The sequence below is a fragment of the Maritimibacter sp. DP1N21-5 genome, from assembly GCF_019218295.1.
Classification (GTDB): Bacteria; Pseudomonadota; Alphaproteobacteria; order Rhodobacterales; family Rhodobacteraceae; genus Maritimibacter.
The window spans coordinates 212,671-224,093 of the sequence record NZ_JAHUZF010000006.1; the positions used below are offsets into that span (position 1 = coordinate 212,671).

Annotated in this window: 12 protein-coding genes; 3 read left to right on the forward strand and 9 right to left on the reverse strand. The window is 66.3% G+C overall.

The genetic code is table 11. The features are described from left to right. Positions 1 to 5: 5 nt before the first annotated feature. The 7 genes from KJP29_RS08655 to KJP29_RS08685 all read right to left on the reverse strand — a co-directional run bounded on the left by KJP29_RS08655 (position 6) and on the right by KJP29_RS08685 (position 8,189). A complete protein-coding gene (locus KJP29_RS08655) occupies positions 6 to 1,157 on the reverse strand; it encodes a winged helix-turn-helix domain-containing protein (RefSeq protein WP_218463179.1) in 1,152 nt (383 codons plus the stop codon). Positions 1,158 to 1,265: 108 nt separating this feature from the next. After that, entirely contained in the window at positions 1,266 to 2,717 is a 1,452-nt protein-coding gene (locus KJP29_RS08660) for an aldehyde dehydrogenase family protein (RefSeq protein ID WP_218463180.1), read from the reverse strand. Continuing rightward, positions 2,710 to 4,296: an ABC transporter ATP-binding protein gene (locus tag KJP29_RS08665; protein WP_218463181.1), complete on the reverse strand. Its 1,587-nt coding sequence runs from the start codon at positions 4,294 to 4,296 to the stop codon at positions 2,710 to 2,712. The genes KJP29_RS08660 and KJP29_RS08665 overlap by 8 nt, the downstream gene beginning before the upstream one ends. Continuing rightward, on the reverse strand, positions 4,293 to 5,111 hold the full coding sequence (locus KJP29_RS08670; RefSeq protein WP_218463182.1) for an ABC transporter permease: 819 nt from the start codon (positions 5,109 to 5,111) through the stop codon (positions 4,293 to 4,295). The genes KJP29_RS08665 and KJP29_RS08670 overlap by 4 nt, the downstream gene beginning before the upstream one ends. Beyond that, positions 5,108 to 6,055: an ABC transporter permease gene (locus KJP29_RS08675; protein WP_218463183.1), complete on the reverse strand. Its 948-nt coding sequence runs from the start codon at positions 6,053 to 6,055 to the stop codon at positions 5,108 to 5,110. Before KJP29_RS08675 ends, KJP29_RS08670 begins: the two co-directional genes overlap by 4 nt. Before the next feature lie 70 nt (positions 6,056 to 6,125). After that, positions 6,126 to 6,656, reverse strand: a complete 531-nt coding sequence (locus KJP29_RS08680) for a dihydrofolate reductase family protein (RefSeq protein ID WP_218463184.1) — start codon at positions 6,654 to 6,656, stop codon at positions 6,126 to 6,128. Between the two features lie 63 nt (positions 6,657 to 6,719). Beyond that, positions 6,720 to 8,189 carry an ABC transporter substrate-binding protein gene (locus KJP29_RS08685; protein ID WP_218463185.1) on the reverse strand — a complete coding sequence of 490 codons (1,470 nt, stop codon included), beginning with the start codon at positions 8,187 to 8,189 and terminating at the stop codon, positions 6,720 to 6,722. Positions 8,190 to 8,375: 186 nt separating this feature from the next. Between KJP29_RS08685 and panB the strand changes: the two genes are divergently transcribed. The 3 genes from panB to KJP29_RS08700 all read left to right on the forward strand — a co-directional run bounded on the left by panB (position 8,376) and on the right by KJP29_RS08700 (position 10,439). Continuing rightward, positions 8,376 to 9,191 (forward strand): 3-methyl-2-oxobutanoate hydroxymethyltransferase, encoded by an 816-nt coding sequence (gene panB / locus KJP29_RS08690; RefSeq protein ID WP_218463186.1) that lies wholly within the window; start codon positions 8,376 to 8,378, stop codon positions 9,189 to 9,191. 5 nt (positions 9,192 to 9,196) lie between these two features. Then, on the forward strand, positions 9,197 to 10,045 hold the full coding sequence (gene panC / locus KJP29_RS08695) for a pantoate--beta-alanine ligase (protein ID WP_218463187.1): 849 nt from the start codon (positions 9,197 to 9,199) through the stop codon (positions 10,043 to 10,045). Positions 10,046 to 10,109: 64 nt separating this feature from the next. Next, the gene (locus KJP29_RS08700) at positions 10,110 to 10,439 is read left to right on the forward strand and encodes a hypothetical protein (RefSeq protein WP_218463188.1); all 330 of its coding nucleotides are present in this window, start codon (positions 10,110 to 10,112) and stop codon (positions 10,437 to 10,439) included. A 19-nt stretch (positions 10,440 to 10,458) separates the two neighbouring features. Here the strand turns inward: KJP29_RS08700 and KJP29_RS08705 are convergent, their stop codons facing one another. Next, complete coding sequence (locus tag KJP29_RS08705) at positions 10,459 to 11,136, reverse strand: DUF1523 family protein (protein ID WP_218463189.1); 678 nt, start codon at positions 11,134 to 11,136, stop codon at positions 10,459 to 10,461. A gap of 7 nt (positions 11,137 to 11,143) precedes the next feature. Continuing rightward, on the reverse strand, positions 11,144 to 11,419 hold the full coding sequence (locus KJP29_RS08710) for a hypothetical protein (RefSeq protein WP_218463190.1): 276 nt from the start codon (positions 11,417 to 11,419) through the stop codon (positions 11,144 to 11,146). Between the last annotated feature and the right edge of the window lie 4 nt (positions 11,420 to 11,423).

Below are 11,423 nucleotides of genomic sequence, written 5' to 3' on the forward strand. Positions count from 1 at the left end.
AGTGCTCAGTGTCGCGGGCAGGTCCAGGTCACGGAGGTCAGACCCCCCAACCGCGCGAAGCGGGCAAGCTCGGCGTCGAGACGGGCGATCCGCGCCTTGGCCCAGCGCGCGCCGGGTTCCGGCCAGAAGCCTGTGACCGTGAGCGCACCCGTGGATTTGTCCGACTTCGCCTCAAGCCGCCCGACGAAGTCGAGCCCGTCGAGGAGCGGATAGACGTAGTAACCGTGGACACGCTGGGCCTGTGGCACGAACATTTCGTTGCGGTAGTAAAAGCCGAATAGCCGTTCGGTTCGCGTCCGGTCGCGAAAGGCCGGGTCGAAAGGGTTCACGATCCTGAGCCGACCCACGGGGTCGGGCAGGTCGGGCAGGGCCGCGAGCGCCTCGGGCGTGGCGAGGGTGCGGTGCGTCGTGCCTTGGGCGGTGTCCAGCGTGACCGGGACGAGGTCGGCACTGGCGAGCCAGTCCTTCACCTCGGCGGGCGAGGTGGCGGCCCAGAACTTGTAGACTTCGGAGGGCGTCGCGATCCCGAGATGACGCATCGCGGCCGCATGGAGCGCGCGGGCCTGTGGTGCCGGGTCGGCGTCGTGGTCTACTGTGCCCAACACGCGGGATCCGAGGTCGTAGAACTTGACGAAATTGTCGCGGTGGCAGGTGGCGAGCGTGCCCGCATACCACATCTGGTCGAGCGCCTTCTTGTGGGGCGGACGCGCCCACATCTCCCGGCTCGTCGCCTTGGTGTCGAAGGCATGGGTCGAGAGTGCGCCCTCGCGTTCGATACGGTCGCGTATGGCACGGATCTCGGCTTGGCCCAGGCCCGAGTGATACCAGTCGCTGTTCGCGGTGCGCTGCCCGAGGTCGCGAAACCGGCGCTGCCAGTGGGGCAGCGTCTCGCGCGGGATGAGCGAGGCGTCATGGGTGAAATGTTCGAAGAGGTCACGGTTCGCGAGGTGCGCCCAGACCGCGCCCTCGCGGTAGGTCTGGCTGCGCGACCACAGGATATGGTCCTGCGCGCGCACCACGTTGCGGATCGTGTCGATCTGCAGGAACCCGAGATCGCGGATGATCGCCATGACGTCTGGCGCGCGGGTGGGGGCCGCGAGCAGGCCGTTCTGGTGGAGCCAGAGCTTGCGGGCCTCGCGGTTGGTGAGGTGGGTCATCGGTTTCGCCCCAAGCTGGCGCTTGGGACGACCGTTTGGGGGGAGGCGCTGCCTCCCCCCAAACCCCCCTCCGGGATATTTATGAACCAGAGAAGGGCGGACCCTTGCTTATCCATGTTTGGCAGCGATGGTTTTCAAGGTGGAGAAGCCGTAGAGCGCCTCGAAGCCCTTTTCACGGCCATGGCCGGATTTGCCGGTGCCGCCGAAGGGAAGTTCGACCCCGCCGCCCGCGCCGTAGTTGTTGATGAACACCTGTCCTGCGCGGATGCGTTTGGCGAGGCGCATCTGGCGCGCGCCGTTTTCCGTCCAGACCGAGGCAACGAGGCCGTAGTCGGTGCCATTCGCGATGGCCACCGCCTCGTCCTCGGTGCCGAAGGGGATGGCGACCTGCACAGGGCCGAAGATTTCCTCCTGCGCGAGGGGATGGTCGGGGGGCACTTCGGCAAAGAGCGTGGCGGGGACGTAGTGGCCGCCCTCGGGCGCGTCCTCGGCGATGGAGCCCATGCCGGCCACGCGCAGGTCAGCGCCTTTCGCGAGGTAACCGGTCACGATGTTCTTCTGCTTGGCCGAGATGAGCGGGCCCAGGTTCGCGTCGCGCTTTGCGGGGGCCGAGATCATCGCGTCGTAGCGCGCGGCCATGCGGTCGATGACCTCTTCGTAGACCCGGCGCTGGATGAGCACGCGGGAGGAGGCCGAACAGGTCTGGCCCGCGTTCTGGATGCAGGCGCCGACGAGGAAGGGGATCGCCTCGTCGAGGTCGGCGTCGTCGAACATGATCTGCGGCGATTTGCCGCCAAGCTCGAGCGTGACGGGCGTCACGTTCTTGGCCGCAGCGGCCTGGACGAGCGATCCGACGCCCACGGAGCCTGTGAAGCTGATGTGATGCACGCCCGCATGGGCGGAGAGGGCCGCGCCCGCTTCTTCCCCCAGGCCCGGCACGACGTTGAGCGCGCCCTTGGGCAGGCCCGCTTCTTCGGCCAGTGCCACGAAAGCCAGTGCGGTAAGGCAGGCTTCCTCTGCCGGTTTCAGCACGCAGGCATTGCCCATGGCAAGCGCCGCGCCGACCGAGCGCCCGATGATCTGCATCGGGTAGTTCCACGGCACGATGTGGCCCGTGACCCCATGCGGTTCACGCAGGGTGTAGACCGTGTAGCCGTCGAGATAGGGGATCGTCTCGCCCATGATCTTGTCCGCGGCACCGCCGTAGAACTCCATGTAGCGGGCGAGCGCCACGGCATCGGCGCGCGCCTGGGTGAGCGGTTTGCCAACGTCCGTCGCCTCGATCACCGCGAGGTCGTCGAGACGCGTCGAGACGAGCGCGCCGATCCGGGTGAGGATACGCCCCCGTTCGGTCGCGGTCATGCGGCCCCAGTCGCCGTCGAGGGCGGATTGCGCCGCTGACACCGCGTCGTCGATGTCGGCGGCGGTGCCGCGCGCGATCGAGCCGATGATCTCGCCGGTGGAGGGGTCTTCGATGTCGAGCTGTCCGCCGCCCGAGGGCGCGCGCCATGTGCCGTCGATGAAAACCTTGGTTGCGTCATACCAGAGATGATCACGCATGTTGGGTTGACCTCCATTCCGCGGGGATGCGCGGGGTCGCCGCGATCAGGCGCTTCGTATAGTCGTGGCGGGGAGTCTCGAAGACGGTTCGGGTCTCGCCCGTCTCCACGATCTCGCCCGCGCGCATCACTATGACACGGTCGGTCACGGAACGCACCACGGAGAGGTCGTGGGAGATGAAGATATAGGCCAGCCCATGTTCGGCTTGCAGCCGCGCGATGAGGTCGAGCACCTGCGCGCGCACACTGACGTCGAGCGCCGACACCGCCTCGTCCAGCACGATGAGGTCGGGGCGGGTGACGAGCGCACGGGCGATGGCGATGCGCTGGCGCTGGCCGCCGGAAAACTCGTGGATGTAGCGGTCCATCGCGTCGGCGGGCAGGCCAACGTCGGTGAGCGCCTGTGCCACCCGGTCGCGTTTGTCGGCGGGGGGCGCGGGCATGAGGTGGAAGGGTTCGGCCACCAACCGTTCGACCCGCCAGCGCGGATTGAAGCTGCCGTAGGGGTCTTGAAAGACCACCTGGATGCCGGAGCGGAGCGCGTTGGGGAAATGGGGGCCTATCTGGCGACCGAAGGCGGTGATCGTGCCCGATTGCAGCGGTTCGAGGCCCAAGATCGCGCGAGCGAGGGTGGATTTGCCGCAGCCGCTTTCGCCGACCAGACCAAGGCTCTCGCCTTCGTGGAGCGTGAAGCTCACGTCGTTTACGGCGCGAAACCGGCCGGGCGGACCCAGCAACGTCTTGCGCGGGGTGGCGTAGTCGCGCACCGCATGTTCGACGGTCAGGAGCGGCTCCTTCGACACGCGTGGCGTGCGCGCGGGCTGGTGATCCGTCGCCGCGAAAAGCGCGCGGGTATAGGGGTGGCTCATCGTGCGGTAGAGCGTCTCGGTCGCCCCCGACTCGACCACCCGGCCCGATTTCATCACGGCGACATGGTCCGCCATACCCGCGACCACGGCGAGGTCATGGGTGATGAGAAGCAAGCTCATCCCCTCGTCGTCCACGATCTCGTTCAGAAGGTCGAGGATCTGCGCCTGCGTGGTGACGTCGAGCGCGGTGGTCGGCTCGTCGGCGATGAGAAGCTCGGGGTGGAGCGCTACGGCCATGGCGATGGCGACGCGCTGGCGCTGGCCGCCGGACAGTTCGTGCGGGAACCGCGTAAGAGGAAAGCGGTCGGCGGGCAGGCCCACGCGGTCCAGACGTCGAGCGGCGACGGCGAGCGCCTCGGAGCGCGTCGCCTTGCCGTGGACGAGCAGAGTCTCGGCCACCTGATCGCCGATGGTCTTGACCGGGTTGAGCGCCGTCATCGGCTCCTGAAAGATCATCCCGATCCGGTTGCCCCGGATGCGACACATGTCCCGTTCGGGAACCTTGAGCAGGTCCTGATCGCCGAGCCACACGGCGCCGGAGGTGGTGAAGCCGCGCGGCAAAAGCCCCATGATCGCGAGCGCGGTCATCGACTTGCCCGAGCCGCTTTCGCCGACGAGCCCGGTGACTTCGCCCGGTGTGATGGTGAGCGAGACGTCCTCGAGGATCGGGAGGGTTCCGGCCCGGACGGTCAGGTTCTGAAGCCGGATCATCGCTGGCGCCTCACGCGGGGGTCGAGCAGATCGCGCAGCCCGTCGCCCATCAGGTTGAGACCCAGCACCATGGCCACGATGGCGAGCCCCGGCCACATGGCAAGGCGCGGCGCGGTGTAGATCATCGTCTGGGCCTCGGCGAGCATCCGGCCCCAGCTTGGCGTCGGCGGCTGCGCCCCGAGGCCGATGTAGCTCAGCGCGGCCTCGGCGAGGATACCGAGGCTGAACTGGATCGTGCCCTGGACGATGAGCAGGTTCAGGATGTTGGGCAGGATATGCTCGAAACTGATCCGCGCGCGGCCCTTTCCGGCCACGCGCGCCGCGAGGATGTAGTCGAGCGTCCAGAGCGACAGCGCCCCGCCGCGCGTGACACGGGCAAAGACGGGGATGTTGAAGATCCCGATGGCGATGATCGCGTTGGTGGCCGAGGGGCCGAAGACGGCGGTGATCAGGATCGCGATGACGAGCGAGGGGAAGGCGAAGATGAGGTCGTTGCCGCGCATGATCACCTCGTCCAGAAGGCTGCCGCGCGTGGCGGCGGCAGCGAGGCCAAGGGGCACCCCGATGAGCATCCCGATGCCGACCGCGACAATGGCGACGGCAATCGACGTTCGCGCGCCGACCATGAGCATGGAGAGCGTGTCGCGCCCGAGGTGATCGGTGCCGAGCCAGAAGCTGAACGACGGGGGCTTGAGCTTGTTCGCGATGGTCAGGGCGGCGACGTCATGCGGGACCCAGACGAAGCTGACCAGGGCAAGGACGAGGAAAGCCACGGAGAGCGCGGCGCCGAAGATGAACTGGGCCGGGAGCCTCATGCCCGTTTCCTCAGGCGCGGGTCGACGGCGGCATAGGCGAGGTCCACGAGGAAGGTGACGAGGATCACCGCGAAGACGAGCAGCATCACGAGGCTTTCCACAACGATCAGGTCGCGCTGGGTGATGGCCTGAAAGATGAGCCGACCGAGGCCGGGCAGGTAGAAAACGTTCTCGATGATGATCGCACCGGCGAGCAGGAAGGAGAACTGAAGCCCGATGATGGTGAGCACGGGGATGAGCGCGTTGCGCAGCGCGTGGCCGGTGGTCGCCTGTCGCGCCGAGAGGCCCTTGGCGCGGGCGGTGCGGATGTAGTCCTGCCCGAGCGTTTCGATCAGGGAGGAGCGCGTGACGCGGGCGAGGATCGAGGCCTGCGGCAAGGCCAGCGCGATGGCAGGGAGCATGAGCGCCTTGAGCGCCGGGCCGATGCCGCTTTCCCAGCCGGGGAAGCCGCCGGCGCCGAACCAGCGCAGGTTCACTGCAAAGACCAGCACGAGGAGCATCGCGAACCAGAAATTCGGCACCGCGATGCCAAGCTGGGTGGCCCCCATGATCCCGTAGTCCGCGACGCCGCCGCGCCGGGCGGCGGCGATGAGGCCCACGGGGATGGCGATGACCGTGGAAAGGATCAGCGCGAAGGCCGCGAGGGGAAGCGAGACCCAGAGCCGGTCGAGGACAAGCTGGCTGACCGCGACCTTGTAGGTGTAGCTCGTCCCGAAGTCGCCCGTGACCATGCCGCCGAGCCAGTCGAGGTATCGGGTGAAGAGCGAGCCGTTGAGACCCAGTTGATCGCGCAGGGCGGCGACCGCCTCGGGCGTGGCGTTCATGCCGAGCATATAGGCGGCGGGATCGCCCGGGATCACCTCGATCACGGCGAAGATGACCACCGAGGCCACGAGCAGGCTGAGAGCGAGGGACAGGAACCGGGACACGGCGAAGCGCAGCATGGGGCGAGCCTATGACGGAGCTTCGGGCGCGGGAAGGGGGAATTGCTTCGGGGCTTCAGCGGCCTTCGGGTCAGGCGGGCGCGTAGCGCAGTTTGAGCACGTCATCCTCCATCGGTTCCTGGGAGAGGAGCCGAAGTCGTGGGCGTGCACCTGCGAAGAAGGGGGTGCCCGATCCGAGCACCACGGGATGCAGGTAGATACGGTATTCGTCGACAAGGCCGCGTTCGCCGAGCGCATGGGCGAGCGTCGGCCCGGCCACGTCGATGTCGCCGGCCAGCTCCGCCTTCAAGCCCCGCACCATGTCCTCCCAGTCCGGGCCGAAGAGCGTGGCATTGGGCCCGACCTCGGTCAGCGTGGTGGAGACGACCCATTTGGGCTGCGCGCGCCAGGCCCTGGCAAAGGCGCGTTCGGGACCGTGCCAGCCGTCCTGATCCTCGTCCCAGTAGGACATGATCTGATAGAGGTTGCGGCCGTAGAGGCCGCCGGTCAGGGCGGCGGTCTGGTCGATGAAGTGCTGGAACAGGGCGGGACCCGGTCCGAAGGCCATGTGATCCACATAACCATCGAGCGACATGTTCATGCCGAATATCAGTTTCGCCATCTGCACCTCCAAAGCGACGCTCCGAAGAAGAAGGGCGCCCGTCCTGGGCGCCCTTGAGCCGAGTCATTCGGTCCAGCTGACCGCCGTCATGTCGTTGGCCTGTGTCGGGGCGTTTTCCCAAAGCCCCTGGATCTTGGCATTGGCGACGCCGACCTTGGCAAGCTGGAAGAGATAGACGTTGACGAAGTCCATCGCGATCTTCTCCTGCGCCTGTTGGTTCAGCTCGGTGCGCCGGGCCGCGTCGGTGGTCACCGACAGCTCCGAGATCAGGGCCTGGAAGTCGGCATTGTCGTATTGGAAGTAATACTCGGGCCTTGCGTAGATGTTGATGTCGGCGGGCTCGGTGTGGCTCACGATAGTGAGGTCGAAATCCTTGCCGCCGAAGACCTGTTCGAGCCACTGGGCCCATTCGAGGTTGGTGATCTCGGTCTCGATGCCGACCTCGCGCAGCTGGCTCGCGATGATCTCGCCCCCGCGCCGCGCATAGGTCGGCGGCGGCAGCATGAGCCGCAGGGTCAGATCCTCGGCCCCGGCCTCGGCCAGAAGCGCCTTGGCCCGCTCGGGGTCATAGGCCGAGGTTTCGGTCAGATCGACATAATCCGGGTTGTGCGGCGCGAAATGCGTGCCGATGGGGGTGCCATAGCCGAACATAGCCCCGTCGATGATGTCCTGACGGTTTATCGCGTGGCTGATCGCCTCGCGTACGCGGACATCGTCGAGCGGTGCCTGCTTGTTGTTCATGGCCATGATGGTCTCGCCCTCGGTCGAGCCTTCGATCACCACGAACCGGGGGTCGCCCGCGAATTGTTCGACCAGTTCGGGTGCCGGGAAGACCGGGAAGTAATCGACGTCGCCCGCCATCATCGCCGCGAAAGCCGCGTTGGCATCGGCGATGATCTTGAAAGTGACGGTGTCGAGCTTGGCCGGCTCGCCCCAGTAGTTCGCGTTTTTCGTCAGCGTGACGTGATCGCCCTGCACCCATTCTTCGAAGGTGAAGGGGCCGGTCCCGATTGGTGTCGTCGCCGCCTGTTCGATGGTCTCGGGCGCGACGATGACCGCGTCGCCCCAGGCCATGTTGAAGGGGAAGTTCCCGTTGGGTTCGGAGAGTGTCACCTTGACGGTGAGGGGATCGACTGCTTCGACCGCGGTGATCCCGGCGAAGAGCGCCTTCTGCGCGTTGGTCGATTCCTCGGCCCGCGCCCGGTCGAGCGAGAAGACCACGTCTTCCGCGTCCATCGCGGTGCCGTCATGGAAGGTGACCCCGTCATGCAGGCGGAAGGTGTATTCGGTGCCGTCCTCGCTGACCTCCCAGCTTTCGGCCAGCGCCGGCAGGATTTCCCCGTCCGGGCCGAATCGCGTGAGTCCCTCGAAAACGTTCGCGTAGACCACTTCGTCGATGGCCGCCGCCGCGCCGCCGGTGGGATCGAGGTTCGGCGGCTCGAGCTGCATGCCGACGGTGATCGACGTCTGCTGCGCGAAAGCGGTCCCCGCGAAGAGCGCGAGTGCCGCGGTGGTGAGTGTCAGATGTTTCATGGGTTATCCCTCTCCTCGCCCCTGTCGGGTCGCCGGACGCGGAACCCCCGCGCGGCACTTTCATGAAACAATCCTGCCGGAACCCGTGCAAGGTAATTCGGAAAATTACCCGCTCGAGTCTCAATTGCCTTGGAATGAGGGGGACGAGCCTGTAGGACTTCGCCGCAGCGCAGCAGGGAGGGCACCATGAGTGCAAGCGGAAGCGAGCGGGCGAAGACGCCGAGCGACATCCGGGCGATGAAGGGTGGGGCGCCGATCGTCTGCCTCACCGCCTACACGACGCCGGTGGCGCGGCTGGTCGATGCCGAGGCGGATCTCGTCCTCGTGGGCGACAGCGTCGGGATGGTGCTTCACGGTATGGACAGCACCCTTGGCGTGACCATGGAATTGATGATCCTGCACGGACAGGCGGTGGCACGGGGGTGCACGCGCGGCTGTCTGGTGATCGACATGCCCTTCGGGAGCTACGAGGAAAGCCCCGAGCAGGCCTTTCGCAATGCTGCGCGGCTGATGCGTGAAACCGGCGCGGCGGCGGTCAAGCTCGAGGGCGGGGTCGCGATGGCCGAGACGATCCGCTTTCTGACCGCCCGTTCGGTGCCCGTCATGGGCCATGTCGGCCTCACGCCACAGGCGATCAACACGCTGGGCGGCTACAAGGTGCAGGGGCGCGGCGCGGACCGGGCCCGGGTCATGGCCGACGCGCGCGCCGTGGCAGAGGCCGGGGCGTTCTCCGTCGTGCTGGAAAAGGTGCCCGCTGGACTTGCCGCCGAGGTCACCGCCGAGCTGGCGATCCCTACGGTTGGCATCGGTGCAGGCGTGGACTGCGACGGGCAGGTGCTGGTGGTCGACGACATGCTCGGGCTCTTCGACGCCTTCAAGCCGAAGTTCGTGAAACGCTACGCGACCCTGGCCGAGGACGCCCGATCGGCGATCGCGTCCTATGCCCAGGAGGTGCGGACCCGCGCCTTTCCCGCCCCCGAACATATCTTCGCCGACGAGTGACGCCCATGCAGACCTTTACCAAGCTGTCCGAAATGCGCGACGCCGCCGCCCGTTGGCGCGCCGGTGGGGCGCTCGCCGTGGTGCCGACCATGGGGGCGCTTCATGCGGGCCACATTTCGCTGGTCGAGGCCGCGAAGGCGCGCGCTGACCGCGTGGTGGCCTGGATCTTCGTGAACCCCAAGCAGTTCGACAATCCCGAGGATCTGAAGAAATACCCACGGCATCTGGAGGCTGACGCGGCGAAGCTCGCCGCCGCCGGGGTGGATGCGCTTTACGCGCCGGACCCCGATCAGGTCTATCCCGAAGGTTTCGCGACCAAAGTAACCGTGACCGGGCTGACCGACATGCTTTGCGGTGCCCATCGTCCGGGGCACTTTGATGGCGTGGCGACCGTCGTCACCAAGATCCTGACCCAGACCCAGGCCGACTTCGCGATGTTCGGCGAAAAGGACTACCAGCAGCTTCAGGTGGTGTCGCGCCTTGCCGCCGATCTGAACCTGCCGGTCGAGATCGTGCCCTGCGCCACCGTGCGCGAGGCTGACGGGCTGGCGCTGTCTTCCCGCAACGAACGCCTGTCGCCAGAGGATCGCGCCATTGCTCCTGCGCTTCACGCCGCCATGCGCCGCGCGGTCGAGCGGATGCAGGCGGGCGAGGCGCCGGGCCCGGTGATCGAGCGCGCCACGCAGGAGATCGAGAAGGCAGGTTACCGCGAGGTCGAATACCTCGAACTGCGTGCCTCGGACGGGCTGGCCGCGATGACCACGCTCGACCGCCCGGCGCGGCTCTTCGCGGCCGCGCATCTGGGGCCCGTGCGGCTCATCGACAATATTGCGGTCGGGCCTGCCGTCCGATAACGCGATGACGTGATTTGACCTGCGGGCTCGTTGCGCCACAGTCAAACGACACGGAAATCGGAGAGTGATGATGTGGACGTGGCGGACAGGTGCCGTTTTGTGCGTTCTGGCGGTGCCCGCACAGGCCGAGACCTGCCAGTGGCTCGGAACGGTGCTCTATTGTGACAGCGGCCTCACGGCCCAGCAAGTCGGCGACACCACCTATTACAGCAACGGCGTGACAGACCAGCGGATCGGGGACGCCACCTTCGGCTCCGACGGCCTGTCGTCCCAGCAGGTCGGCAACACCACCTACTACAGCGATGGCACCGCCGCCCAGCAGATCGGCGACACGACCTACTTCAGCGACGGCACGATCTGTCAGACCGTCGGCGGCACGACCGTCTGCAACTGAGGATCGAGGTGCGGACAGGCTATTTCCCCGTCCAGCTCCGCCACCAGCGCGACACCGCGCCCCGTCGCTCGTCCGCATAGGCATCCACCCGGTCCCAGGCATCGCGCGTATCGTTCACGCCGGGGTCGATCACACGTTCGCGGAACTGCCGCCACATGGCGCGCACGAAGAGGATCGCGATGCCGAGCCCGATGAAGAAGAAGATATTGAACCAGGGTATGATCCGGACCTCCGGCCCTTCGATCGGTTTGATCGCGATGGCGTTAGGATAGATCGTGAAGAAACGGTTGCGCCAGCCGTAGCGCGTGATCTCCACCCACTGGACGTTCGCGGCGGTCGAGACATTCGCCAGCGCCTCGGCCTGCAGATCCGATGAATCGAACTTGAAGTAGGGCGGCCAGATCCAGCCGGTATCCTCGTTGCGATAGACGAAGACCTTCTCCCGGTCGCTGCGGATGAAGCCCAGCAAATAGGTCCGTTTCTTCACCGTGTTGATCAGCCGCACGTCGCGTTGCGGCAGGTCCACGTTGGCGCTATCGGACTGGGCGTAGAACGGCCGGTTGATCGCGGAGAAATCCATCCGGATGATTTCGGTCCCGGTGATGCGCGCCACGTCGTGCCGGGGCAGGACATAGTGCAGCAGGACCGCCGCCATGAGGATCAGCGCCCAGGTGATCGTTTTTCGCAAGAACCTCATGGAAACCTCAATTCGCGTTGGTCATATAAAGGATGACACCCACCGCGAGAGCGGGCACCACATAGATCAGGAGCAGGAGCTTGGGCCGGATCGAGTCGTTGTAGTCGATCATGCCCTGGGTGATGTAGGTCTGCCGTCCCACCATGTCGTGGCCATCGGGGTTTTCCGCGTCCCACTGTTTCTCGAGCTTCTCCCGCCGGACGGACCGCGAATACCACGACACGCACAGATAGATCACCGACAGCAGCAGAAATCCGAAGACGACCAGCCTTATCAATCCCATCCCG